Origin of the sequence: Pseudoalteromonas rhizosphaerae, assembly GCF_028885455.1 — a bacterium.
Lineage (GTDB): Bacteria > Pseudomonadota > Gammaproteobacteria > Enterobacterales > Alteromonadaceae > Pseudoalteromonas > Pseudoalteromonas rhizosphaerae.
In genome coordinates this window covers 1,687,189-1,712,502 of the sequence record NZ_CP118496.1, presented here as the reverse complement: position 1 = coordinate 1,712,502, position 25,314 = coordinate 1,687,189, and the positions used below count along the sequence as shown (strand labels likewise).

Sequence of the window (25,314 nt, the reverse complement as noted above, 5' to 3'; positions counted from 1 at the left end):
CGCAATTTAACAGAATTTGACGCTGTTTTCTTGCTTGACGCAAAGATAAAACAGACGGTGTGGCAACGATCATTTACTGTTAATATGATCGATTAGATCATCGATTGATACTGCAATTCTTCATGGCCAAGTACATCATACCCAGACAATAACCACGCCAATTGTTGAGCGCTGAGTTCAAATTCTTGCAGACTGACTTTGCTTGGCCATTTGAACTTTTGCTTTTCTAATCGCTTGTACCACAAAGCAAACCCCGTTTTATCCCAGTAAACCAGCTTGAGTTTATCTTTCGCTTTATTGCAGAACAAAAATAATGCGCCAGTGTAAGCATCACGTTCAAGCTCGCTTTCAACGAGTGCGACCAGACCATCAATGGACTTTCGAAAATCCACGGCGTCACGATGCAAGTAAATATGCGCGGGTTCAACAAACATTTTCATCAGGCAAGCTCGCGTAGTAATTGGCCTAGAAAAGATGCAGGCGTTGTGGGAGGCAAACTGACATTTACTTTACCGACTTCGAGGGTAATCGACAGTTGCTGTTCGGTGGCGTCAACGTGTTTAGCTACTTTAGCGCGTACAAAGCTGCCTGATGATTCATTAAGCTTACTTCGTGCGGCATAAAAGCTTGTTTTAGATAACGCATGTTGCTGACAAAACTCAGTAATAGTTAAGTCACAGGCTTGTTGTTCTTCGATAATGTTACGCCACTGCTCAAGGCTACGTGTTTTTCTCATGACTATCTCCTCATTGAAATTCGGAAATAGCTTAATCGGTTTGATGAGCTATTGGCAGGTGCACTTTGCTAGACGCTTACTTTAATATCGAAGTGGTTACAAAATGCTTTGGCGTAAACAGGTGATTTTGCATAGTAAGTCGCCGGTTTTAGTTCGTTGAGTATTCGGTTGACAATGTGCATGCTTTTGTCGCCCATATTTAAAGAGCTTATAATTGTGCTAATACAGGCGTTTAAATTCTCATCCAGATTTTGGATTCTCCAAGAGTAAACAGTATACATTACTAAAATCGGAACAGCTCTGACGTACGCGTGGCTAAGCTCTTCAGAATTCAAAGAACTATAACCTTGAGGCTGTCCCAACTGCTGTATCATTGAATTCAAAGACGCGGGTAAAAGGTTAATGCCTAAGCGGCACGCTGTGGAGTGAGCTGGGCTGAAACTTTCGTGGCAGTCGAGAATGCAACTCCAATGACTTTTATTTGCAAGTGCTCTTAGCGTATATTGAGCTGTTCTTTTAGCTGCGCTTGCTCCAACTTCCTTAATGATTTCAGATAACATGCGTTGCTTATACTCGGCTGTAGTTCGCTTAATTTCCTCTAGCCTCGGTTCTGAAACTGGAGTAGTCAACGCATCTTGAACGTACTTATTTAAAAGCAAGATAAAATGATTGATGTAGTCCTGAGGGCTAGTTGTGAGAAGTTCTTTATGAGTTTCAGTAAAATTATTCACTTCCTTAAAATGAGCAGAGTTATAACTGCCGAAAAGGTGAGAAAGTTCATAAATGTCATCAGCGAAGTGACTTTCAAATGAGATAAAATTCCTATAGTTATCTATCAGTTCAGGAAGTAGTTCAGGTTTCTTGTCTACTAAAAAGTGGATTAGACTGCGTACATGGCTATCTATGAATGTGATAGTTTGAGGATTTTGAATATCACATGTGTGTATGCTTATCAAAAAATCACCTCTCAGAAGCCAGTATTGACCAGTGTTTAGCTCTTTAATGCTCTCTTCATAGAATCTTCGGCTGAACGTCTCGAAGACATTGTAATCTTTCATTTTTCTATCGAAGAACAAAACTAAGAGCCTTCCGTAATCTCTTTGAAGTGACACGTACTTGTCTCGACTGTTCGTATTTCTAGCTGATGTCAATGTTGCAGCCAAACCATCCACAAGCCTTTTAATAGTATCGGTGTCTATTGAACAATCTTGATTCACACATGTTTTTTCTATCAATTGTCAACAACAACCGAAAAGTGATCCACTCCACCATTTGAATAATGATCCACTATTTATTAAGGTTTTCCATTAATCCGGCTTGTTTCTTTTCTTTGATCCTATAACTTTCCCCCTTAATTTGAACAATATGTGAGTGGTGTAAAATTCTATCTAACATCGCTGATGTTAACGCTGTGTCATTCGCAAAAATGCTCCCCCATTGTCCAAATGGGAGGTTACTGGTGAGTATGACCGCTCCTTTTTCATAACGCTTTGCAATGACATCAAACAATAATTTAGATTCCTGAGCACTAAACGGTAAATAGCCTATTTCATCAATTATTAGTAGCCTGGGTGCCAGAACTGAGCGCTGCATCACTTGTTTATACTTATCTTGACGTTGCGCTGTGGTTAATTGCAATATTAAATCAGACGCGCTAATAAAGCGGGTTTTTAAGCCTGCTTGCACTGCCTTGTAACCTAGCGCACTGGCAATATGTGTTTTGCCTACACCTGATGGCCCGAGCAGAACGACGTTTTCTTTTCGTTCAATAAACGAGAGTGTGGCAAGCTCGTTAACTTGTTTTTTGGGCACACCGGTGGCAAACGTAAAGTCAAACTCCTCAAGCGATTTTAATGACGCAAATCCAGCCATACGCGTAAACATAACCTGTTTACGTTGGTGCCGGTACGCCTGCTCACCTTGCAGTACGCGCTCTAAGAACTGTAAATAATCCCATTCCTCTTTTGCTGCTTGCTGCGCTAGCGCTGTTGCATTTGTTTCAACACCGGCGAGTTGCAGCTCCTCCGTTAGTTCATGTAAGCGTGCGAGTTGCAAGTTCATAGTGCCTCCGAGAATTGCGCGTAAATGTTTAAGTCATGATGTAACGGGTGAGTCTCGAAGGACATATCAAATACAGGTATAGCCACTTCTGCCGGCTGTGGTGGTGCAACAGGTTGGAGCGGGGGTAAAGGTTGTAGGTACGCTTGCTCTTCTTTTAATCTATCTGCGGGCTTTACTTTTATTGTGTCGTGAATGCGCTGGTTAGCCACTGTGTTCAACCAGTTAATGACTTCAACATTGGCTGTTTCAACGTCCAAAGTAAGTTCAAGGGCAAATAATTTAGTGGCTAATGGCTGATAAAAGTTATCGCGCACATAGCGCACCATTCGCTCTACTTTCCCTTTTGTTTGTGGGCGGTAGGGTTTACAGAGCTTTGGAATGAACCCCATTTCTTTACTAAATTGATAAAAGCATTGATTAAAGCGATGTTTGCCTTCACCGTAAGCATCACGCTCTATTACCACTGTTTTCATATTGTCATACCACACTTGCTGTGGAATGCCTTGGAAATACTCAAAGGCTTGGCGATGACACGCTTCGAGTGTTTCATAGCGCATGTTATCAGTGATTGCGACAAACAATGCACGGCTGAAGCCTAAAACAGCGACAAAGGCGTGCAGTGGTGATTTCCCACCTCGCATTTGGCCCCAATCAACTTGCATTTGTTTGCCCGCTTCTGTTTCAAAGCGAATAATGGGTTGGGGTTCAACGCTACCTCGATATTGATACAAGTACTGGCGTAGTAACGATATTTCTCCGGTATAGCCTTGCTCTTTAATTTCTCTGAGTAAAACAACGGCTGATAAATGTATTGGAGCGGCTTTAGCTAATCGAGAATGTAAATACGGTTTAAATGCCTCTAATTTTGAAATACCCGTTTTACGAGTAGCATAATGCGGCTCGTCAAAGTCACCTTGAAGGTATTTTTTAACGGTGTTGCGCGATATGCCCAATTGTTTAGCGATGGCTCGTTGAGACATGCCTTGCATGGCTAAGACTTTTATTTTCATGAACTCTTCTTTTGAAATCATGGTGCTTATCCAAAAGCACCAGTGTTAAGTTAACTGGATCAGATTTCAATTGTTGAAGTGGATCATTTTTGCATTGCTGGTAACATCAATTCAAATAGACGGTTCTCAGTTGATATTTCCGAAGTGATTGCTGTGTGCTCGATGTTATAGCAGGCAATTTGAACTAGCAGCTCTACTTCTTTCGGATGGTTAGTGTTATTTTTTGTTTGGAGTTTAGAAATTAGGTGCTCAGTAACGAGATTGTCTGACCGTGAAGCGAGAAAGACAGTTTTTATGAATTTAAACTCTTTTATCAGAAGTGCCGACGTAATCAGAGAGAATAAAAACTCCGTAAATAGAACATAACCATCTTTAAAGAGAGCTTTATCAACTGAGCAAACAAATAATGTAAAGCAAATAATAGCAATCAAAGTAATTATCAACTCCCGAAAGAGTACTTGAATTTCAAAGCCCATGATTTGCTCTATTGAGTCCATGTAGTGAGCAGAACCATAACGACTTTTTACACGGTTTAGAACTTCTAGGGCTATTGGCATTGTAAACGCTGAAAATGCTGTGAGGACACCGATCAGATGCGTGGCTATGCTTAATCTATCCATTTTCTCAACCTTATAATTAATTTATTATGCAACTTTGCACGCTTAAACGATACAGCTGTATAGCCTCATGTCCCTTTGGTGGTTAGAAAAAGCAATGTAAATCAGTGCTATAACATGCAGATATTAGCATAAATGAGGTTAGTTTGTAGGCTGGCTGTAATATAATCACTGGGACAGTTAATTTAATATACTACACTAAGTACTCTCGCCATGAATAAGTAATATCACACATTATGGCTACATCAGCGATACCGTTTCCTTCGATTTACATAAATTCAGGTTATCCGAAGTAGGAGGATTCAATCCGAATCACTAATTCGAAAATGTTCAAAAATGAGCTGAAGCGAGCGTCTGTTCATCGCTCATAGCTATCTGTCAGATGAAGTCTAAACCTATTCATCAAAACTGTAAGATCCGATATTAGCTACTACAAATCAGTTTGTTAACACCAAGCAACTTTGTCGTATCTTAATGGCGTCTTAAATCTCTATTGGACGTTGTTCGCTCTTTAGAGGCATTAGCCAAAAACGAGTTTACCCGACCGTCCGCTGATCGCTCAAACCTGCCCCATAAACTTTAAAGTCCTAAGCACTACAGTTACAACATCCCACATGAATGCAAATCGCTACCCATGCTGTATTAATTACAAAAAAGATATAGTATTGACTCAGAATTTACGGGTTTATGTATCAAGTTATTTGTAGTTCAACACGCTGATTCAAAACCCTATCAGAAAAACCCAAATGGGGAACGCTAGCATCACCTCTGTAGCCCTTGCTACATATAGCTCTGCATTCCAGCCTTGTAAGAAACCATTCCAACTTTGGAACAGAAAGAACACATAACTTGTTCTTAAATGGCAGAGCAAATCACCACTATTGCACTGCTGCAAAAATGATTCTCTGCACAGCGATAAACTAATCCATACGCAGCATTGAATTTGCTCACCTTAGCCCTAAGTTCATACGTTAAGCATTTAACTCGCTGCAGACAACTAAGCATTTAGATTTACAGTACTTATACGCAGCTCTTTTTAACTGGATACGGAAAACAATTATGCAATCTATTACCAATAAACAGCTTACGCTTAAATCTCGTCCTCATGGTGCGCCAACACTTGATAATTTTGCTATTAAAAGCGTACAAATGCCTGAATTACAACAAGGCGAAGTATTACTACGTACCATTTATTTATCACTTGACCCTTACATGCGTGGCCGCATGAGTGATGCGAAATCATATGCTGATCCGGTAGAAATTGGCGATGTCATGGTTGGCGCAACCGTATGTCAAATTGAGCAATCAAATAACGACAAGTTTGCAAAAGGCGATTGGGTACTAGCCTATACAGGCTGGCAGGAATATGCGATTTCAAATGGCGAAGGATTAATGCCATTAGGCAAAGAGCCAAATAATCCATCGTATGCATTAGGTATTATGGGTATGCCTGGCTTTACTGCTTATATGGGGCTGCTGGATATTGGCGCACCGAAAGAAGGTGAAACAGTGGTCGTAGCTGCTGCAACAGGCCCAGTAGGTGCAACTGTTGGGCAAATTGCTAAACTCAAAGGTTGTAAAGTAGTCGGTGTGGCAGGCGGCAGTGAAAAATGCCAATACGCAGTCGAAAAGCTTGGTTTTGATGCCTGTATTGATCACCATAGCGATGACTTTGCCAAGCAGTTAGCTGAGGCATGTGATACGGGGATTGATGTTTATTATGAAAATGTGGGCGGAAAAGTCTTTGACGCCGTATTACCACTATTAAACACCGCTGCTCGCGTACCATTATGCGGCTTAGTGTCGCAATATAATGCGACTGAGTTACCACAAGGACCCGATCGTATGGGGGCTCTGATGGGGCAAATTCTCTCTAAGCGCATTCGTATGCAAGGCTTTATTATTTTTGATGATTATGGTCATCGTTATGATGAGTTCGCCACAGATATGCAAAAATGGCTCAGCGAAGGGAAAATTCAATACCGTGAACATTTAATAACCGGGCTTGATAATACAGTGTCTGCTTTTAACGATATGCTGGATGGCAAAAACTTTGGCAAAACTGTAATACAAGTTAACCAGCCACTATAAACTTTATTTTTCAAGCGCAGTTATTACTGCGCTTACAAGGAACACTATGATCAAGTTACATCATTTAAATAAATCACGCTCTAAACGTATTATTTGGTTACTCGAAGAGCTAGACGTTGACTACGAAATTGTGGCTTATCAACGCAACCGTGAAACCTTTTTAGCTCCTGATGAGCTTAAAGCGATTCATCCACTGGGCAAATCACCAGTGATTGAGGACAATGGCCAAATAATTGCTGAATCAGGTGCGATCACAGACTATTTGATCAGTAAATACGGTAACGGTAAGTTTGCGCCAAGCAGTGATAGTAAAGACTATATTGACTACCAGCAATGGCTGCACTTCGCTGAAAGCTCAGCAATTTTACCGCTATTATTAAAAATGTTTGTGCAAAAAGATGGCGCTAAAACGCAATTTTTAGAAGGCTATGCCGATGCAGAAACCGCAAAAGTTATTAGTTACTTTAATGACCGCTTAGAAGGGAAGCGTTACTTAGTAGGTGACTCTCTAACCGGTGCTGATTTTATGATGTCATTTATTGTTGAAATTGTTAAAAATGCAGGCCAACTAGCACATTTTAAAAATCTCGTTAAATACGATGAGCAATTACAAACTCACGAGAAATTTCATTCCGCTAATGAGTTAGAAGCAAAGTACGACTAAATTAGTTTTGTTTTGGCTGTTTAAGGTGGTTTTACAGCCAAGCGATGCACCCATTCCGATTCGGTCTATCGAGATAGATTTTTTAAAGCATTATAATTCAAAAAGTGCAGTTGCTCATTAATTTGACTACTGCACATTAATTGCTAAGCATTAACATTATTTATACATAACTGATTATTAAAAAAGTAAATTCGTTTTATAAGTCATTCCACTTAACGAATTACGTTGAGTTATAATCAGCCAATATAAAATCGCACCAAATAATACTGGAAAACATATGACCATAAATATGCGCCTCGCCACTGGTTTTGGAGTGATCTTATTAATGATGCTCACATTAACCATTATTGGCACATCTCAAGTAAATCAAATTGACAATAATATAACTGAAATTAACGATATAAATTCTGTTAAGCAGCGTTATGCTATTGATTTTAGGGGCGCAGTACATGATAGGGCAATAGCAATACGGGATGTGGTGATATTAACAAATGCTAGTGATTTAAGCGATACGATTAGCTTAATAAATGAGCTCAATAACAATTACCAAATATCGCATGAAAAAATGGCGAGCTTGGTTGATCAAATGACTGATCACGAGCGCTCCCTAATGAAAAAAATTGATAAAATAGAAGAGCATACCCTCCCCTTAGTGGAAAATATTATCGCCGCTAAACGTGCTAATAATATAAAGCACGCAACTATGCTATTATTAACCGATGCGCGTCCCTCATTTGTAGAATGGTTGGACAGCATTAATCAATTCATCAATCTGCAAGAGCAAACAAATCATAATTTAACGGATAAAACACGTGAGATAACCAGCTCATTTGAGCTATGGATGATTTCATTAACTGCACTGGCTGTTATTATTGGCGCCGTAATTGCCTATATTATTAGTTCAAAAATTAAAAATGCAGTAGGCGGTGAACCACAAGAAGCGGCAGAAGTAATTGCACGTATCGCTAAAGGTGATTTAACCACTGAAATAAATTCCTGCTGCCCTAATAGTATGATGGCATCAGTTCAAGTAATGCAAAAAGAATTGAAAGCTATCGTCAATAGCATTATTGATTCTTCACAAGAGCTTTCATCTCATTCAGCAAGTGTCGCCTCAGGCTCACAACAAGCACTTTATGCTGCAGATAATCAAGTTACGCTAACTAACTCTGCCGTCACCAATTTAGCCAATATGAGCCATAGCATTCACTCAGTTGCCAGCGCAGTAAAACAAACTGAAGATAATTCAAAAATTACTGCACAATTATCACAACAAGGTAGTCAATCGGTGCAAAAAGTAGCAACCGAAATTGGCGGCATATCAACCACAGTGAAAGCAACAGTCAAACAAGTAAACATACTACAAAATCATGTTAAAAACATTGGTGATATATTAAGTGTGATACGTAGTATTTCAGATCAAACTAACTTGCTAGCGCTAAATGCAGCTATTGAAGCCGCTCGTGCAGGCGAATCTGGACGTGGTTTTGCCGTTGTAGCTGATGAAGTTAGGCAACTCGCCCAACGTACAGGTGATGCGACCGGTGATATTGAGAAAATGATTTTACAGATCCAAGATAATACCCAAGCATCTGTCACTGCGATGGAAACCACAGTACCACAAGTAGAAAGTGGTTTATTATTGATGGATGAAGCCAATCAACTACTGCAAGAGATACAACAACAAGCCAATGATTCCTTGGAAAAAGTACTTGAAATTGTCGACTCAACATCAGTGCAAGTTGCCACAGTGTCAGAAATTAGTTCTGGTGTAGAGGAAATCGCTAGCATGTCCAAGGAAACCAGTTTATCCTTAAAAAACAATGCACAAGAAGCAGTCGCATTGGCTGAGTTATCAAAAACACTGAAGCAGTACATTAGCTATTTCAAAGTGAACTAAAGAGCGCTTTAATACTTTAATCTACTAATCTATATCCTACCGCAGGCTCAGTAAGTAAATACTTTGGGCTTGCGGGATTTGCCTCTAATTTTTGCCTTAGCTGCGCTACATGCACACGCACATATTCAGGGCGGTTTATATATTGCTCTCCCCATATATGGCTTAATATTGCATTATGAGTCAATACCTTATCTTTATTTTGAAATAATAACAGTAAGATTGCATATTCCTTTTTAGTCAGCTTAACCTCATTGTCACCAACACGTACAATATGCTTATTTGGGTCGATACAAATGTCGCCACATTGCAACGCAAAACTGACTTGATTATTAGTACGCAGTAACACCCGAATACGCGCTAATAGTTCATTGGCGCTAAAAGGTTTAGTCAGGAAGTCATTGGCCCCATTATCAAGCGCCGTGACTTTTTCCACTTCACCATCACGGGCTGAGAGTACTAATACCGGTAACTGGCTCCATTGCCTAAACTCCACTAGCCAGTCTTGACCATCCATATCCAAAAGCCCTAAATCTAATAATACAAGGTCATAACTTTGCTCACTTAAAAGTGCAAAACCATCCAGCCCTTTATTACAAATACTCAGCTCATAGCCACTGGCTTGCAGTAAGGTTTTTAAAAAGCTTTGCAACGGCGGAGAATCTTCAAGTATTAAGATTTTAGTCATTATTTTTTATCCAGATTAATTTTGCCAAGGCCATTTCTGTATCGTTATCTATCGTCAGTGAAAATGTGCCTTGATGAAACTTAGCAACCACATCACAAATTACACTGCCAAGCCCTACACCTTCATCAGCACTTGCTTGTGGCTTGCTAATTAATTTATTGCTCAATAGTAATTGATAACTCACCGCTGACTCGTAACGGCTTTGGGTAAATTCAACAACCACCTCACCATCACCATAACGCCATGCATTTTCGAGCATATTTGCCAGTGCTATTTCTAACAGTGTCACATCGCCTTGGCAGCTCGAATTGGCATCAATATTTGTTGTTACCACAAAATGCGCTAATTGCTGCTGCCTACGTGCTTTTGCTTCGCTTAGCAAAGCTTGCAAGTTAATTGTTTGCCAGCACAGGTTTTCGCCCATTTTATTTACTCGGCTAAGCTCCATCACCTTGTCAAAATGCTGATTAAGAATTTTACTTTGCTCATAAATATTACCGGCCTGCTCTTTTATTATCGCTTCACTGAGTGTGATCTCATCATCGGCCAACATGCTTGAGGCGCCCATAATAGTTGCCAGTGGCGTGCGCAAGTCATGAGATAAACTGCGTAATAATGCATTTTTAGCACGCTCGAGTTCAGCTTGAACTGAAATTGCCGCCGACTGCTGCCTCAGTAATGTTTTCTCATGTACCTGATATAACAATGAAATTGCGGTATTTACGAAGCTCTTTTGTCCTTCAGACAGTAACGTTGCAAAAGCAAACCCCCCCATACTTCGCTCTTTATCACTTAATAGCATAAATTCGCCTGCCACTTGCTGACGCATTTGTTGAAATTGGCAAGTAATGGCCAAATGCTCGCTAATAAGCTGCTGAAAGTACTGCTTTTGCTCATCCAGTGTGTCTAAACTATTTAATCCTTTAGCCAGCTCATACAGTGTTCGACTATTACTCGCGTGTAATTGTACATCTCGCACCTTAGTGTTTAATTCGCCCGCTAACTGGCTGATCATCAATCCCACAATGAGCATCACGATAAAAGTAACTAGATACTCAATATTTTCAATATGAAAAGTAAAATACGGGGTAACAAAAAACCAATCGGTACACGCTACACTGACCAAGGTGGTAATGGCTGCAACGCGTCGGTTACTGCGAACTGCAACCCAGGCGACCCATAACAGCTGTAGCATCACGATGTCGGTGGTCGAAAACCAATCTCGTAACGGATAAATCGCCATAACCACAATGATCGGCATTATCACCGCCAAAAAAAATGCTTTATATTTGCTTGGTTTGCCCTGCACTTGATTCATTAACGATTCCTCTGACAATTAACTACATAGGTTACTGCCTTTTCAATATTGCCTCTATAAAGTTTTTATAAAGTTTTTTATCTCATTTATAAAATCTTTATAAAGCTTTGCAGTGCAGCGCTGACTTTACTATTTGATCCCGTATATTCAACTCAACTTTAGTGATTGCGTGTTACCTGCTATAGGTATTTGATAAGGCGTATTGATGATAAATTGGAAAATCACCTTAAGACTACTCGCCTTTCCTATTATTTGGATGGGAGTGGTACAACTGGTCTTTGCAGCGCTTTCATTATTTATTTTTAAAGACCGAGTTATTAGCGCATTTCTTATTCCTGGCGCAACGATGATCTCTGTCGCTTTAGTGCTACTTATCAATTTACGTAAAACTGATCTAACCGCCGCAACATTCAGAGATGCACTTATTTACGCCACAGTAACGTGGATTATAGCCGGTGTGTTAGGCGCCATTCCTATTCTAGTCGTCACTGGCGTTAACTTTAGCGACGCGGTATTTGAGTCAATCAGCGCCTTAACCACCACTGGCGCAACGGTGTTATCAGGGCTCGATAACATGCCTGCTAGCTTTTTATTGTATCGACAATTCTTACAATGGATGGGCGGTTTAGGCATTGTAATTTTTGTAGTGGCTATTTTACCTATGTTGAATATTGGTGGTATGAAGTTATTAAAAGCAGAAACACCAGGCCCCATTAAAGACGAAAAATTGACTCCTCGCGTTGCCAGTACCGCTCATTATTTATGGGGCGTTTATTTAGCAATCACCGTACTTTGTACTTTAGCCTATTATGCTGGCGGAATGAGTTTTTACGATGCGATTGCACATGCCTTTACCACGGTTTCAACTGGGGGCTTTTCAACCCATGATGCCAGTATGTGGTATTACCACAGCCACTTACTGCTGTGGATAGCGAATGTATTTATGCTTGCAGGAGCGATTAACTTTGCCTTGCACTTCAAAGTAGCGCACAAAAGAGCCATTACTAGTTATTATCATGATGAAGAGACGCGTTATTTTATTTATATAGTGGTGCTTTTATCGGTTCTTTTAACCACCATGCTACTGCTTAAAGACAGCTACTCAAATGTACTTGAAGCATTTAGTTTCTCTACATTTCATATTATTTCTTTTATTACCAGCACCGGTTATGGCGCAGCAGGCTTTACTGACTGGCCAGCTGAGGCTGGGTTTTTACTGGTTATTGCCGGCTATCTTGGTGGTTGTGCAGGGTCAACGGCTGGCGGAAATAAAATAATTCGTAACATTATTGTTGGCAAAATGATTAATAACAATATTAAACAGCTGCTTCACCCAAGAGCGATATTTACACTTAAATATCAAGGCTCGCCCGTTAAAGAAGATGTACGCCATGCAATTATGGCATTTATGACCTTTGCTGTTGGTTCAAGCTTACTGTTTACAATGTTGCTTATGGCAACGGATCTGGATTTTTGGAGCGCATTTACTGCAGTAGCTGCATGCGTCAATGTACTTGGCCCTGGATTTGGTGAAGTTGGCGCTAACTTTCAACCAGTTTCAGACACCGGTATTTGGATACTCTCGGTCGCTATGATCGTGGGTCGGTTAGAATATTTTACTGTTTTTGCACTTTTTACTCATAGCTTTTGGAAAAAATAACGAAGGAATACTATGGCACATTTTACAGTTATTGGTTTAGGTCGCTTTGGCATTGCAGCAAGTCTTGAGTTGATTCATTTAGGGCACACAGTGACTGGCGTTGATAGCAACCCAAAACTCGCCGAAAAGTATGTTGAGCACTTATCAGAGACAGTGGTATGCGATTCAACAGATGAAGCGGCGTTAAAGGAGCTCGATTTAGCAAGTAGTGAAGCGGTCTTAGTCGCAATTGGTGAAGATATGCAGTCCAGCATATTATGTACCTTAGCACTAAAAAATTTAGCGGTTAAACAAATATGGGTTAAAGCCAGCACCAAAGCGCATCATACGATTATATCAAAGTTGGGTGTCTCGCGTATTATTCACCCAGAAGAAGAAATGGGAGTGCGCGTTGCACAAGCGCTAAACTACCCAATAGTGAATGATTATATTTCCTTAGGTAATGGTTTATACGTGGTAGAAGTGAGTATCAAAGCGCATTTACATCAAACACAATTAGGCCATTTACTAAAAGAAATCAAAGCGTCAATTGACCCGCTACTGGTTAAACGAGGCAAACAAACATTTGTAAAATTAACGAATGACTTTGAATTGCTCGAATACGACACGCTGCTGTTATCTGGTAACCGTGTACAATTAAACTATCTTGCGCCAAGGCTGTTATAACCATGGTTTTATGGCATCCACTAAAAACTGCTATCGAACGCAGCCCTAGCGGCAATAAAAAAATCAATGCTGCACCGCCGCTTATTTTGTGCTGCAGCTTTTTGATATTAATCGCACTAGGGGCTTTAGCATTAAAGCTGCCTTTTGCCACCAATGAACCTATTTCGTGGATACAAAGTGCCTTTACTGCAACATCGGCGGTAACCGTCACCGGATTAGTTGTGGTAGACACAGGCTCCACATTTACCCCTTTTGGCCAAGGGGTGATCGCGCTATTAATTCAACTTGGTGGCTTGGGTTTGATGACATTTGCAGTGGTAACCTTGCTGGCACTGGGTAACAAAGTTGGCTTTATTCAAAAAACAGTGACTAAAGCCGCTTTTAATCAAACAGATACATCAACACTTTTGAGTACGGCAAAATCAGTGCTGCTTTTTGCCATCATTGTAGAGTCACTCGGTGTTGTTATTTTAACGCTGTACTGGCTCCCTGAGCTGGGCTTACAAACCAGTTTTTTCCATGCGTTGTTTTATACCATTAGTGCATTTAATAATGCGGGATTTGCGCTTAGCCCCAACAGCCTAATGCAGTATGTTGACGATCCCGTGATCAATCTTACCATTACTGGTTTGTTTATTATCGGTGGCCTAGGTTTTACAGTACTCATGGATGTGTATAAATCAAAACGTTGGGCAGCCCTTAGCACCTATAGTAAGTTAATGCTGATCAGCACGGTTATCATCAATATTGTAGCGCTGGTACTGATTTACGTTATTGAATATGACAATCCAAAAACACTGCAACCCTTGTCAGAAGTCGGTAAATGGCTAGCTGCTTGGTTTCAAGCCGTAACACCGCGTACGGCTGGATTTAATACCATTGCTATAGAAGAGCTGAGAAATGCCAGTACCGCATTAACAATGATGTTAATGTTTATTGGTGGAGGCTCACTCAGTACCGCAAGTGGTATAAAAGTAGTGACTTTTGTGGTGTTGATTTTAGCAACTTACAGCTACTTACGCCGCGATAAAGGCGTTACTGTGTTACGCCGAGAAATCGACAAAGAATCTGTTTATAAAGCACTGGCTTTAACCCTTGTTTCAGCGGGTATAACATGGCTGGCTATTTTTACGTTACTGATTGTTGAAGATGCGCCTTTTTTAGATGTCGCCTTTGAGGCTGTGTCCGCACTTGGCACTGTAGGATTGTCTCGGGGTTTAACTGCTTCTCTTTCTCCGCTGGGCGAATTTATCATTATGTTTTTAATGTTTATGGGAAGGATTGGCCCCTTAACCATTGCCTACTTTTTAGCGAGTCCTCGCAGTAGGAAACTAAGATATCCAAGCGCACAATTATCGATTGGCTAAATAGCAGAGCTGGGAGAATCTCAAACTAAATCCCAGCTAATACTCGCTCAGTGACGTACTAGCTTGATGCCATTTAAAATTCGCCACATACTAACAGACGATTTTCATAGGTTAAAAACACAGATAATAACGCAGACACCCATCTTAATTTCGTAACTAATAACGCAGACACCCATCTTAATTTCGTAATAGGTAGACTAAAAATTGATTGGAAAATAACAAGAAAATAACAAAGACACCCATTGTTAATTTATGGAATACAGCCAAAAATTAACCATAATGGTTTAAGAGCTTGCATAAAGATAATAACACAGACACCCATCTTAATTTCGTAATGTGTAAACTAAAAATTGATTGGAAAATAACAAAGACACCCATTATTAATTTATGGAATACAGCCAAAAATTAACCATGATGGTTTAAGAGCTTGCATAACGAATATGAGGTTGGTTAATGGTTCTGAATTGAATAAAATTTAACTATCGATACATTAATAAACTAACGACAAAAAAACCTTCAAACCAGCGCTTGCTATGCAGGAGAAAAAGCTGTTCATTTGCAGTAATCAACTAATGTAAGCTAACAAAACTCGTCATCGCGAACCTTTATTTATCAGCTTGGTTATCAAACTAAAAGTGAGGATACCTAAAGCATCAGCAAGTAGATCAGCGATGTCTAAGGTTCTACTAGGTATGAAGTATTGGCTTAGCTCTTCCAATAAAACGAATAGAAACACGACGCTCGAACCAATATACAAATTGCATGACAATACTGAATATGATTTTAGCTTAAACGCAAAATTAGCACCTAGAGTAAGCAAACCAAATAAACAAAAGTGCCCTACTTTATCGCCATAAGGGATACTTCTAACAAGCTCAAAGAAAATACTATGTTGCCCCGTATTAGCTTGGTATATGACCCATATAATAAAGCTAAGAAAAGTAACTGACACAATAGTGATTAATTTATGCATGATTGTTTAATGCTATTGTTGAGTTACCAACCATAGCCGAATAGCGATTATGATTCAATCACTTAGTAATCTACTGCTAAAGCAACCATCAGATCCCTGCAAGGTCACGCTCGGTGATGCACTCGTCCGATGCCATTTCAAATTCGCGGCATACTAACGGGCGGTTTTCGTAGATTGAACACATTAAGGTATTGCGGTCGAGTGCTTGGCACCAACCATCATCGGCGCGTTTCATCACTTCGCTGCCCCATTTATCATATTCAATATAATGAAACGGCACGCCAGTGTCGGTCACAATACGCACTTCTAACTGACAACAACATGCTTGGCAATTAGCACAAGTAACAGGCTCAGGGGCTGATGTAATATTTTTTACTGCAATGACGGTTTCATCGGAGTGAACAATCTGGGGCATAAAGGCTTACTTTTAAGAATAAGCCCCTAGCATACCTGAGTGAATTTAACGCGCCAGTAGTTTCGCTTTTATTTCGCTGTAACGCTGCTGCTCACACAAACCAAAACCACTGAGTTGACGCACTTTGTTACGCGCAAATAACGGCACGCTCATTCCCGCTAAAAAGCGGCATTGGGTTTCAATACCTATATTATGTATACCTTTACTGGCGAGGTGACTAAGTAACTCATCAACCTTTTGATAAATTACAGCATCGTTAGCAAAGCTATGAGCGAGTGAATATTCAAGTGTTACAGCTTGGCCTCTACATACTGAGCAATGGCCGCATTGCTGTGGCGCTTGATGGTCGTCAAAATAACGAGCAAGGTTATAGCTCAAACATGTTTTAAGCTCGAAAAAGCGAATAAGTGCCGCAATACGCTTAATTTCAGCTTGCTCTTTATCAACAAAATAGCTGTGTAATTGCTTAGCCAGCTCAGGGTTATTAATTACCTCATTATGTACTTGATAGACTTGGGTGATTCGCTTTGTTTCAAGTGCTATTAAATTCTTCTCTGCTAAATAATCAAGCGCTGCAACAACGCGTTTGCGATCCACCTGAGCGGCTTGGGTAAGCGTGTCAAAATTTAGTGTGCCCCAGATTTTTTTAAACTGGGTATGGTTAAATATTAACTGTAAAAATGCTTGTCTATCAGCATCAAAGTGACCAAGTAAAGCGGCTTTATCAACCAAAAACTTATATTTAAAGTCGGCGTAATAAGCATAAAGTGGTGTTATTGCACCTTGCATTTCCAATTGTACTAACAAGGTTTTAAGCGCTAATTGGCGAATATTACTATCACTTGAAAGGCTGTATTCTTGCATTTCCCACTGTTGACTTTCTTTTGAGTGATCGATTTGGTGTTGGCGAATATCGTTGATCACATGCTCAATACCGCTAAGCTCTGGGGTATCGCCATAAACAAAGTTTTCAACCGTGTTTAAGCCATCTAAATTAGCCAATGTAAAACACTGCGATGGTTGTCCGTCTCTCCCTGCACGACCAATTTCTTGGCTGTAGTTTTCAATCGACTTTGGTAAATCATAATGAATAACAAAACGGATATCTGATTTATCAACCCCCATACCAAACGCAATCGTGGCCACTACGACATTAATTTTACCCGCCATAAAATCATCTTGGATACCATAACGCAGGGTATCTTCAAGCCCAGCATGATAAGCCACAGCGTGTAAGCCTTGGCGGCTAAGCGCTTCAGCGACTTGCTCTGCACTATGTTGTAAGGTCACATAAACAATCCCTGGGCCCGTTTGCTCGCGCACAATATTAGCCAATGTACTTGCTTTATCAGCGCTTTTCACGCTGAGTATCGATAAGTCTAAATTAGCCCGATAAAACCCAGTTTGTACAATGCATTCTGGCGCTATTGCAAAACGCTCACTCATATCACGCTTTACTTTTTTAGTGGCGGTGGCCGTTAATAATAATACCAAAGGAATATTGAGCTCATCACGATAGCGCGGCAGTTTTAAATAATCAGGCCTAAAATTATGGCCCCATTCGGAAATACAGTGAGCTTCGTCAACCACCAGCATTGAAATAGCCACTTGATTAATAAATTCGCGAAATCGCTCGTTTTTAAAACGTTCTACCGACACCATTAAAATTTTCACTTTACCGGCACGCACATCGCTCATTACAGTGTGGCTTTGCTCAGCGGTTTGACTCGAATCAAGGCTTGCGGCATAAATTCCTTTGTTATTTAAAAAACCAATTTGGTCTTTCATCAGCGCAAGTAATGGCGAAACAACCAGCGTTAGATTAGGTAAATGTAGTGCGGTTAACTGATAACACAATGACTTACCAGATCCAGTGGGGAAAATTGCCAATGATGATTGGTTATTTAGCAGTTGCTCTATGGTTTGCTGCTGACCTTGGCGAAATTGACTAAACCCAAAGTGTTGCTCAAGTGAAGAAAGTATCGATCCGCTCATAATATTTCCCTTTATTCATATTCCCTAATAAAGGAAATCATAGTTTGAAAATGCAATGTTTGCCATGGTAACTTTTTTTTGCTTTATTTTCTTGGCTTATCTATTTGTTCCTATTAAATTTTACTGACAAATCGTGGGAAAAGGCGCATTATAAATGCGTTGCTTGAAAAGGTATTTTGAACATTTTTGTTCTGCTCAATACCTAAGTGTTCTATACGTTTCATCATCATAAGAGCATTTAGGTATAATTCTTTTGAGGGCAATGAAATGATAACCACACATCCTAAAATCGTGATCATCGGTGGCGGTGCCGGCGGCCTTGAGCTCGCAACGCAATTAGGGCATAAACTAGGGAAGAAAAAACACGCCGACATTCTATTAATTGATAAAAATCGCACCCATATTTGGAAACCTTTACTGCACGAAGTAGCAACGGGCTCTATAGATGCCGATTTAGATGGGGTAGTTTACTCAGCACACGCAGCAAAACATCATTATAACTTTCAACTTGGCACTTTTTGCAACCTTGATAACGCTAATAAAACCATCACACTCAGTGCCTTTAATGACGAACTTGGCCATCAAATTTTACCACAACGCACCGTTCATTATGACTACTTGGTGATTGCCATCGGCAGCGTCAGTAACGACTTCAATACACCCGGTATTAAAGAACATTGTTTTTATCTTGATTCAAACCAACAAGCGGAACGCTTTCAGCACGCGCTACTCGATAACTTTACTCGGCTACATCAAGACGACAACCCACAGCATGCATTAAATATTGCCATTGTTGGCGGTGGCGCAACAGGCGTTGAACTCTCAGCTGAGCTGTATCATGTTTCTGACTTATTAAAACTTTATGGTTTGACAAATATGTCGGCAAAGCGCTTACACATTCATTTAATCGAAGCAGGCCCGCGTATTTTACCCGCCCTACCAGAGCGTATAGCAAACTCAGCGAAAAGAGAGCTACTAAAGCTTGGTGTTAACGTTCGAGAAAACACCCAAGTAAAGCAGGCAACAAATCAAGGATTCATCACTAAAGATGATGAACAGATCGATGCCGACATTATGGTATGGGCAGCGGGTGTAAAAGCCCCCGATTTTATAAAAGATCTCGGGATTTTTGAACTAACTCGTAATAACCAAATCATGGTGAACGACTATTTGCAAAGTAATAGCGATGACACCATTTTTGTATTAGGTGACTGTTGCGCGTTTACACAAAAAGATGGCAAATTAGTACCGCCTCGTGCGCAATCAGCCCATCAAATGGCACAATGTGTTGAAAAAAACCTAATTGCGACACTACGCCAACAGCCGTTAACTAGCTTTGAATACAGCGATCATGGTTCGCTCGTCAATTTGTCACGCTACAGTACCGTGGGGAGCTTAATGGGCAACCTCACTAGTAATAGCTTTTTTATTGAAGGCAAGATAGCCCGCTTTATGTATATTTCGCTCTATCGCATGCATCAACGCGCTATCCACGGCAGCGCCAAAACCTTTGCATTATGGATCAGCGAAAAAGTGCTCCGGGTCGTTAGACCAAAGATGAAATTACATTAAGCAACTAACAAGAGTAAGTGGAGCCGCCGCTTCACTTACACACCTAGAAATAAAATAAAAAATGACACCCATCTAGAAATTATAATGACACCCATCTATATATATCTAAAAACAATGAAATTAAAATTGACACCCATCCATATATATCTAAAAAAAATGCAAACTTACATTTTAAAACAATGGATTGAAGGTAAATAAAAAAGACACCCATCAAAAAATTGCAATGATAAAAATTGCAATGACACCCATTCTAAATAAAAATGAAATTACAAACATCCAGGTTAGGGCAATAAACGAAGCAATTAAAAACCGTAGTTATTTTCAAAAAGGACTTTTATACAAATGGCAGATAAATATCAGGCGTTTGCATTTTTAGGCGTCAAAAAAACCTGAATTAACAAGTTATGTATTATTGGCTACGTTATCACGCTAGTAATTTTTCGCAATTCGTTAGATTCGTTCGTCGCTTAAAGTGTTGATGTTCACAAAACATATTTAACGACTCAGGTCTTCCAACAGCACCGTGAAAAACGGTGGTAAATTTGCTGGTAACTTTCAACCAGTTTTCGGGGGTTATTTGCAACCTTTCAAGCAAAGGGGTTAGATCGGCGGCTATATAACCTATTTTATCAGGACGAATACAGCGCCCAGTCGCATCAACAAGAGAAAGGTAGGAAGTTAGCTCAAAAGGTAAACCTTTCACCATATGCTGTGTTGCCATTCCTGAAAAACGTTGTAATGATTTGGGCTGTTTACCTGCTGCGATCGAAATAATACGCTTTTTGACACTCGTAAAATCTGAATTTTCTGGTTTGTCAGCAATACCTGCACGAACTGGGTTTAAATCAACATACGCCATACATGCTAATAATGCGGCTTCATCAAGTAAGGCTTGGGATTTGAACCGTCCCTCCCAAAATCGCCCTTTACAGTCATCTTCTTTATTTGCTTTTCGCGCTATATATTCATTTAAAGAGCGCATGAACCAGCTAATATCCATTAACCTTGAACGATATTGCGCAATATTATCTGTAACTATTTTCATCTCAAAAGACGCTAGCTTTTCACCTTTAGCAAAACGTCGTGTTAATTCAGAACCTTTAAAGGCTTTATGCCAGCGAATTGCAACTGCTCTATCATTTACTCTTTCCGCTTTTTTACTATCTACGTACACTACAATATGAGTATGATTACTCATTACTGCATAAGCGCACACATCTATAAAAAAGAGAGATGCCAAACTCATTAGCTTATCTTCAACCCATTTTCTGCGGTGTTCATAACATTGACCCGTATATTCATCCACACCACACAAATAGGCACGTTTTACACATCGTGATATACAATGATAGTAACGAGTGTCCGTTAAACTGATTTGTCGATTTCTTGCAGTAGCCATAAATACCTCAGATATCACGTTCCTTATAAAATACTAGTTCCTCATGGTAATACTGCAAATATAGTCATTATTATGGGTGTCATTTAAGTTTGAATTATTACAATCGCCATTTATTAGGTGGGTGTCTTTATTTATTTAAGTGGGTGTCTTTATTTTTTTTTATTAGTTACTCTGGCTGTGCTGAGGCTAGATGTTCGTAACGGGCTAATATTTCATCATATTCACCTGAGCGCTTTATTTGCTCTAGCCCTTTGTTAAAGGAGGTTATTATATATTCAGCATTGGGGTGCTCTTTACTGATTCCAATATGAAGAGGGTGCTTAATTAAAGCTGGTTGCCAAATTGTTAGCTCTGTTGAGTAACCATTTTTTTTCATTGCGAACCATGCTGCGTATTTATCAACCAGAGCAATATCAGCGCGATGCTTTTTTACATGCTCAAGACAACTATGGACATTAAGTAAAGGAACGATTGTAAGCCTATCAATAGACTGTAAATACTCATGATATCCGTAACCTCTAATTGTACTGATTGTTAAGCTTTCTAGGCTGTGAGGGCCTTGATAATCAAGCTGCGACTTAGTATTACTAATTATGCTAAGTTCATTAGTAAAGTAGGGCTGGCTAAATAAAATTGTTTTAGCACGATTTTCTGTCCACCATAATGCAGGGATCAAATCTATTTCATTATTTTCTAACATTCGCATTGCACGACTAAATGGCGCTATTTTAATATCGAATGCAATATTCTGGCTAAAAAATGCAGCACGTACAAGCTCAGTAGTCATACCCGTTCCATCAGCAAATATGTAGGGAGGCCATTCATTATGAGATCCTACTAAAGGCTGTGTTATTGAATTAGAAAGCGCAGCAGTACTTTGTATGCATAACAGCAAAATAATAAAAAATTTAGTCATAGCAACACGATACCTTTTATCATGCCTACCTAAAGATACACAATAATACATTTGCTCTAGGCAAATCTGCGTAACTTAACTATTTAACCTAAGGCTTAATGGCAACTTGAACTTTGTTACTAAACCAGAGCTTCAACTGTTTAAGCTTAGACTACATTTGACTATATTATTTTCAATCTATAAAAAAGTATTACCTAAAATAAATAACAAAAATCCTTATTGCATATTTGAGTGGATTGTCTTCAAATTTAAATAATTTACCTGTAAGTTATAAAAAACCACATAAAGGAATGATGCTATGACCGCGAAAACGCTGATTTTCAACTTTGATGGCACAGGTAGTGAGCCACGTGATGCTGAGCAGTTCAGCTCTGCGCATTTTAAGGAAGATGCAAGCATTTCGAATATTCTCAAACTTCATTTATTAATGGGTGGCCAGTTAAATAACGAACCCGTTACTCCTTTTACTAATCAACTTAGCTTCTATTACCAAGGTATTGGAACTCAAGGAAGTCGTTTAAAGCGATTCCTCAATCAATCTTTCGCACCACGCGATGACGATGTTGCCAGTATTTTAAATCATGCTATAAATGATTTTAAACGCTACTACAAAACTGGCGATATACTGTTACTCACTGGCTTTAGTCGCGGCGCTGCGTTAGCACGACGTTTTGCAAAATGCTTAGAGCCGCTCATAGATAATAACGTTTATTTATGCGTATTTGATACTGTGGCATCCATTGGTTTATCCAAAGTCACCAAGGCCACCCGAGGCGCTGAGCATGTTATTTTTGAAAACCATACTTTAGCGACCAACATAAATCAGGCTCTGCATTGTGTGGCACTGGATGAAAAGCGTCGAGCTTTTGAACCTACCCTTATAAATCATCAAAACAATGTACATGAAATATGGTTTGCAGGCGCGCATTCCGATATCGGTGGTGGCTATTATCGAGATGGGCTGGCGGATATTTGCTTACGCTTTGCAATGGAGTGGTTACTTGAACTGCCTGTGGCTTTATCTTTTTTAACTAGTCAAGCAATCGATTATTCATCGTTATTTCCTGCTGATCAAAACAGTTTTATCGCCCAAGATGATATGACCATCACCCCAGATCCTCTCGCGTTAAGCCATCAACAGAATTATTTTTGGTTTAATCCTTTATTTAAACTGATTGATCGTGAATGTACCGTGCTGGTTGATGACGAACAAAGTAAGCTGTTACCCATTATCCACCACAGTGTTGCTACACGTATCAATCAATTAACCAGTTATCGTCCAGAGTCTTTAAAAAACCTTAGTTATCAACTGCTGTATGCAGATCAAACTACGCTTAGTTTTAACGGCTTGTCTGCCCATATTGCTTTAAAAAATCAAAACATGTCGGTGTTACAAATTGGCCAAAGCCAAGATGTGTTGGTTTATGCCGCTGAGCAATACAATGCAACAGGACTAATGCTTGAACAAGGGGCTACTTATCGCTTTAGCCCTTCCCCAGAACAATTTTGGTATGACGATGGCGTAAAATGTGGACCACAAGGTTGGCACCGAGATAACCTACAGTTGGGTGTAAAAGAGATCCCCATGGCATTGCTCGAACCCTTTCGTCGTTTACCACATGCAAACTGGTTTGCCTTAATTGGTGCTATTGCCCATAGCGATAATGATGCTTTTGAGATTGCCGATGGGGGTGAATTTAAAATGACTCACTCAGGAGAATTTACGCCTTTTGCAAATGATTTGGTGCGTTTTTATGGCGCTAATGCAGGGCGTATAAAAATAAACGTGACTCGCCTTGGTTAATTGCATTATTAATAGGCCGTGCAAACGGCCTATTAATAACATTAAACTATCGCTATTTTGCACTTAAAGCGGCTTCAGCTTCAGCCAACATAGCAAACTCTTCATCGGCACTGTGTGCGACTAAGTGCTTACTACTGTATGCAAAGTAATAAATCGCTCCGATCACAAATAGCACCACAGTAAACAAGAATGCACGAGGATCAAACGCGTACACCCCAGTTAAAGCCACCAAAGATAAGACCAGCGCAATTGCTGAGGTTATCATGCCACCTGGCGTTTTATAAGGTCGTGCGAGTTCAGGCTGTTTAATACGCAGTAAAATATGGCTCAATGCCATCAATGCATACGAAACCGTAGCGCCTACCACGGCCATCGCCAGCATTAAATCACCTTCACCACTTAATGATGCTAAGAAGCCAAAAATACCCGGCACAATTAAGGCACGTGCCGGCACTTTTCGTGAAGTTGTAACCGACAAACTTTTTGGAAAGTAGCCCGCTCTAGAGAGCGCAAACACTAACCGACTATACCCATAGATAATCGAGAAAAACGACGCCACTAAACCCGCTAAACCTAATATATTAACGAGTGTTGCTAAGCTTGCATTCCCTGTTACGTTTAGCGCATCAACTAACGGCACGGCACTAGACCCCATTGCGCTGGCACCACCGGCACCAGGGATCAATACTACGACTAACAGAGCAGTAAACAATAAAAACAACATTGCACCTATAATTCCTTTTGGCACGTCTTTAGCTGGATCTTTGGCTTCTTCTGCCGCTAATGGTACGCCTTCAACGGCTAAAAATAACCACATTGCAAACGGCAATGCAGCCCACACGCCATACCAACCAAAGGGCAAAAACTCGGAGGCTCCTGCAGCATCGGTGATGGCAATATCAAACAATCGCGACACATCAAAATGTGTAAATAATGCGATCGCAGTGGCTATAATGGCAAAAACCGCTAAGCCACTTATCACCATCATCACTTTTAACGCTTCACCCACTCCCGCTAAATGAATACTGATAAACACAATATAGAACAACGCATACACCCAAGGACCATTAAAACCCAGTAGCGCTTCGACCGCCGAGCCAATAAAAATAACAATCGCAGCGGGTGCTAATGCATACTCGATTAACACGGCCAAGCCGGTCAAATAACCACCAGCAGGGCCCATTGCCTGACGCGCAAAACTATAGCCACCACCCGATGCCGGAATAGCCGCCGACATTTCTGCTAATGACAAAACCAAAGTTAAATACATTACCGCCATTAATACTGTGGCGACAGCAAAGCCTCCCCAACCAGCTTCTGCAATACCAAAGTTCCAACCTGCAAAATCCCCAGAAATAACATACGACACTCCTAATCCCGCCAATAAAATCCATCCCGCGGAGCCTCGTTTTAACTGTCTTTTTGCAAGGTACTCTTTATTATCTGACATTATCTTCTCCTGCTA

22 protein-coding genes are annotated in these 25,314 nt (G+C 40.2%); 8 read left to right on the top strand and 14 right to left on the bottom strand.

What is annotated here, in order from left to right:
• Window positions 1-92: 92 nt before the first annotated feature.
• The 6 genes from tnpB to PVK79_RS07295 form a co-directional block, all read right to left on the bottom strand.
• The gene (gene tnpB, locus PVK79_RS07320) at window positions 93-440 is read right to left on the bottom strand and encodes an IS66 family insertion sequence element accessory protein TnpB (protein WP_257324134.1); all 348 of its coding nucleotides are present in this window, start codon (window positions 438-440) and stop codon (window positions 93-95) included.
• The gene (gene tnpA / locus PVK79_RS07315; protein WP_257324133.1) at window positions 440-736 is read right to left on the bottom strand and encodes an IS66 family insertion sequence element accessory protein TnpA; all 297 of its coding nucleotides are present in this window, start codon (window positions 734-736) and stop codon (window positions 440-442) included. Before tnpA ends, tnpB begins: the two co-directional genes overlap by 1 nt.
• Before the next feature lie 68 nt (window positions 737-804).
• Complete coding sequence (locus PVK79_RS07310) at window positions 805-1,953, bottom strand: hypothetical protein (protein ID WP_274804072.1); 1,149 nt, start codon at window positions 1,951-1,953, stop codon at window positions 805-807.
• A 70-nt stretch (window positions 1,954-2,023) separates the two neighbouring features.
• Window positions 2,024-2,797, bottom strand: coding sequence for an IS21-like element helper ATPase IstB (gene istB, locus PVK79_RS07305; protein WP_182762799.1), 774 nt, complete (start codon window positions 2,795-2,797; stop codon window positions 2,024-2,026).
• Window positions 2,794-3,828 (bottom strand): IS21 family transposase, encoded by a 1,035-nt coding sequence (gene istA, locus PVK79_RS07300; RefSeq protein ID WP_182762801.1) that lies wholly within the window; start codon window positions 3,826-3,828, stop codon window positions 2,794-2,796. Before istA ends, istB begins: the two co-directional genes overlap by 4 nt.
• A gap of 62 nt (window positions 3,829-3,890) precedes the next feature.
• Complete coding sequence (locus PVK79_RS07295; RefSeq protein WP_257326774.1) at window positions 3,891-4,427, bottom strand: hypothetical protein; 537 nt, start codon at window positions 4,425-4,427, stop codon at window positions 3,891-3,893.
• A 1,056-nt stretch (window positions 4,428-5,483) separates the two neighbouring features.
• Here PVK79_RS07295 and PVK79_RS07290 point away from each other — a divergent pair.
• The 3 genes from PVK79_RS07290 (at window position 5,484) to PVK79_RS07280 (ending at window position 9,079) form a co-directional block, all read left to right on the top strand.
• The gene (locus tag PVK79_RS07290; RefSeq protein WP_145239761.1) at window positions 5,484-6,515 is read left to right on the top strand and encodes an NADP-dependent oxidoreductase; all 1,032 of its coding nucleotides are present in this window, start codon (window positions 5,484-5,486) and stop codon (window positions 6,513-6,515) included.
• Between the two features lie 46 nt (window positions 6,516-6,561).
• A complete protein-coding gene (locus PVK79_RS07285; protein WP_145239764.1) occupies window positions 6,562-7,179 on the top strand; it encodes a glutathione S-transferase family protein in 618 nt (205 codons plus the stop codon).
• Between the two features lie 277 nt (window positions 7,180-7,456).
• On the top strand, window positions 7,457-9,079 hold the full coding sequence (locus PVK79_RS07280; protein ID WP_257326773.1) for a methyl-accepting chemotaxis protein: 1,623 nt from the start codon (window positions 7,457-7,459) through the stop codon (window positions 9,077-9,079).
• A gap of 16 nt (window positions 9,080-9,095) precedes the next feature.
• On the opposite strand, the gene PVK79_RS07275 is transcribed toward PVK79_RS07280, so the two are convergent.
• Window positions 9,096-9,764 (bottom strand): response regulator, encoded by a 669-nt coding sequence (locus PVK79_RS07275; RefSeq protein ID WP_257326771.1) that lies wholly within the window; start codon window positions 9,762-9,764, stop codon window positions 9,096-9,098.
• Window positions 9,757-11,082 carry a DUF4118 domain-containing protein gene (locus PVK79_RS07270; protein WP_145239773.1) on the bottom strand — a complete coding sequence of 442 codons (1,326 nt, stop codon included), beginning with the start codon at window positions 11,080-11,082 and terminating at the stop codon, window positions 9,757-9,759. The genes PVK79_RS07275 and PVK79_RS07270 overlap by 8 nt, the downstream gene beginning before the upstream one ends.
• Window positions 11,083-11,287: 205 nt before the next feature.
• Between PVK79_RS07270 and PVK79_RS07265 the strand changes: the two genes are divergently transcribed.
• From PVK79_RS07265 to PVK79_RS07255, 3 genes are read left to right on the top strand one after another with little or no spacing between them, the layout of a single operon-like run.
• Entirely contained in the window at window positions 11,288-12,742 is a 1,455-nt protein-coding gene (locus PVK79_RS07265; RefSeq protein ID WP_257326770.1) for a TrkH family potassium uptake protein, read from the top strand.
• A gap of 12 nt (window positions 12,743-12,754) precedes the next feature.
• Entirely contained in the window at window positions 12,755-13,408 is a 654-nt protein-coding gene (locus tag PVK79_RS07260) for a potassium channel family protein (RefSeq protein WP_257326769.1), read from the top strand.
• A gap of 2 nt (window positions 13,409-13,410) precedes the next feature.
• On the top strand, window positions 13,411-14,775 hold the full coding sequence (locus PVK79_RS07255) for a TrkH family potassium uptake protein (protein ID WP_182735296.1): 1,365 nt from the start codon (window positions 13,411-13,413) through the stop codon (window positions 14,773-14,775).
• A 592-nt stretch (window positions 14,776-15,367) separates the two neighbouring features.
• Here PVK79_RS07255 and PVK79_RS07250 read toward each other — a convergent pair.
• The 3 genes from PVK79_RS07250 to PVK79_RS07240 form a co-directional block, all read right to left on the bottom strand.
• Window positions 15,368-15,748, bottom strand: a complete 381-nt coding sequence (locus PVK79_RS07250) for a VanZ family protein (protein WP_182732393.1) — start codon at window positions 15,746-15,748, stop codon at window positions 15,368-15,370.
• Between the two features lie 88 nt (window positions 15,749-15,836).
• On the bottom strand, window positions 15,837-16,163 hold the full coding sequence (locus PVK79_RS07245) for a YkgJ family cysteine cluster protein (protein ID WP_257326768.1): 327 nt from the start codon (window positions 16,161-16,163) through the stop codon (window positions 15,837-15,839).
• A gap of 45 nt (window positions 16,164-16,208) precedes the next feature.
• The gene (locus PVK79_RS07240; protein WP_257326766.1) at window positions 16,209-18,158 is read right to left on the bottom strand and encodes a RecQ family ATP-dependent DNA helicase; all 1,950 of its coding nucleotides are present in this window, start codon (window positions 18,156-18,158) and stop codon (window positions 16,209-16,211) included.
• A 267-nt stretch (window positions 18,159-18,425) separates the two neighbouring features.
• On the opposite strand from PVK79_RS07240, the gene PVK79_RS07235 reads away from it, so the two are divergent.
• The gene (locus PVK79_RS07235; protein WP_182735298.1) at window positions 18,426-19,730 is read left to right on the top strand and encodes an NAD(P)/FAD-dependent oxidoreductase; all 1,305 of its coding nucleotides are present in this window, start codon (window positions 18,426-18,428) and stop codon (window positions 19,728-19,730) included.
• Between the two features lie 424 nt (window positions 19,731-20,154).
• Here PVK79_RS07235 and PVK79_RS07230 read toward each other — a convergent pair whose 3' ends face one another.
• Together PVK79_RS07230 and PVK79_RS07225 are read right to left on the bottom strand one after the other, a co-directional pair.
• Window positions 20,155-21,129, bottom strand: coding sequence for a transposase (locus PVK79_RS07230; RefSeq protein WP_257326765.1), 975 nt, complete (start codon window positions 21,127-21,129; stop codon window positions 20,155-20,157).
• Window positions 21,130-21,295: 166 nt separating this feature from the next.
• Window positions 21,296-21,916: a substrate-binding periplasmic protein gene (locus PVK79_RS07225; RefSeq protein ID WP_274804071.1), complete on the bottom strand. Its 621-nt coding sequence runs from the start codon at window positions 21,914-21,916 to the stop codon at window positions 21,296-21,298.
• A 427-nt stretch (window positions 21,917-22,343) separates the two neighbouring features.
• On the opposite strand from PVK79_RS07225, the gene PVK79_RS07220 reads away from it, so the two are divergent.
• On the top strand, window positions 22,344-23,849 hold the full coding sequence (locus PVK79_RS07220) for a phospholipase effector Tle1 domain-containing protein (protein WP_257326761.1): 1,506 nt from the start codon (window positions 22,344-22,346) through the stop codon (window positions 23,847-23,849).
• A gap of 52 nt (window positions 23,850-23,901) precedes the next feature.
• Here the strand turns inward: PVK79_RS07220 and eat are convergent, their stop codons facing one another.
• Window positions 23,902-25,299 (bottom strand): ethanolamine permease, encoded by a 1,398-nt coding sequence (eat, locus tag PVK79_RS07215; RefSeq protein WP_218939782.1) that lies wholly within the window; start codon window positions 25,297-25,299, stop codon window positions 23,902-23,904.
• Between the last annotated feature and the right edge of the window lie 15 nt (window positions 25,300-25,314).

What these genes read in the sequence shown, in the direction of transcription:
- PVK79_RS07225 (WP_274804071.1), bottom strand. Translation starts at nt 21,916, where the DNA reads ATGACTACTGAGCTTGTACGTGCTGCATTTTTTAGCCAGAATATTGCA.
- PVK79_RS07270 (WP_145239773.1), bottom strand. Translation starts at nt 11,082, where the DNA reads ATGAATCAAGTGCAGGGCAAACCAAGCAAATATAAAGCATTTTTTTTG.
- PVK79_RS07245 (WP_257326768.1), bottom strand. Translation starts at nt 16,163, where the DNA reads ATGCCCCAGATTGTTCACTCCGATGAAACCGTCATTGCAGTAAAAAAT.
- tnpB (WP_257324134.1), bottom strand. Translation starts at nt 440, where the DNA reads ATGAAAATGTTTGTTGAACCCGCGCATATTTACTTGCATCGTGACGCC.
- PVK79_RS07250 (WP_182732393.1), bottom strand. Translation starts at nt 15,748, where the DNA reads ATGCATAAATTAATCACTATTGTGTCAGTTACTTTTCTTAGCTTTATT.
- PVK79_RS07220 (WP_257326761.1), top strand. Translation starts at nt 22,344, where the DNA reads ATGACCGCGAAAACGCTGATTTTCAACTTTGATGGCACAGGTAGTGAG.
- PVK79_RS07280 (WP_257326773.1), top strand. Translation starts at nt 7,457, where the DNA reads ATGACCATAAATATGCGCCTCGCCACTGGTTTTGGAGTGATCTTATTA.
- PVK79_RS07290 (WP_145239761.1), top strand. Translation starts at nt 5,484, where the DNA reads ATGCAATCTATTACCAATAAACAGCTTACGCTTAAATCTCGTCCTCAT.
- PVK79_RS07295 (WP_257326774.1), bottom strand. Translation starts at nt 4,427, where the DNA reads ATGGATAGATTAAGCATAGCCACGCATCTGATCGGTGTCCTCACAGCA.
- tnpA (WP_257324133.1), bottom strand. Translation starts at nt 736, where the DNA reads ATGAGAAAAACACGTAGCCTTGAGCAGTGGCGTAACATTATCGAAGAA.
- PVK79_RS07275 (WP_257326771.1), bottom strand. Translation starts at nt 9,764, where the DNA reads ATGACTAAAATCTTAATACTTGAAGATTCTCCGCCGTTGCAAAGCTTT.
- PVK79_RS07235 (WP_182735298.1), top strand. Translation starts at nt 18,426, where the DNA reads ATGATAACCACACATCCTAAAATCGTGATCATCGGTGGCGGTGCCGGC.
- PVK79_RS07260 (WP_257326769.1), top strand. Translation starts at nt 12,755, where the DNA reads ATGGCACATTTTACAGTTATTGGTTTAGGTCGCTTTGGCATTGCAGCA.
- eat (WP_218939782.1), bottom strand. Translation starts at nt 25,299, where the DNA reads ATGTCAGATAATAAAGAGTACCTTGCAAAAAGACAGTTAAAACGAGGC.
- PVK79_RS07285 (WP_145239764.1), top strand. Translation starts at nt 6,562, where the DNA reads ATGATCAAGTTACATCATTTAAATAAATCACGCTCTAAACGTATTATT.
- PVK79_RS07255 (WP_182735296.1), top strand. Translation starts at nt 13,411, where the DNA reads ATGGTTTTATGGCATCCACTAAAAACTGCTATCGAACGCAGCCCTAGC.
- istA (WP_182762801.1), bottom strand. Translation starts at nt 3,828, where the DNA reads ATGATTTCAAAAGAAGAGTTCATGAAAATAAAAGTCTTAGCCATGCAA.
- PVK79_RS07240 (WP_257326766.1), bottom strand. Translation starts at nt 18,158, where the DNA reads ATGAGCGGATCGATACTTTCTTCACTTGAGCAACACTTTGGGTTTAGT.
- istB (WP_182762799.1), bottom strand. Translation starts at nt 2,797, where the DNA reads ATGAACTTGCAACTCGCACGCTTACATGAACTAACGGAGGAGCTGCAA.
- PVK79_RS07265 (WP_257326770.1), top strand. Translation starts at nt 11,288, where the DNA reads ATGATAAATTGGAAAATCACCTTAAGACTACTCGCCTTTCCTATTATT.
- PVK79_RS07230 (WP_257326765.1), bottom strand. Translation starts at nt 21,129, where the DNA reads ATGGCTACTGCAAGAAATCGACAAATCAGTTTAACGGACACTCGTTAC.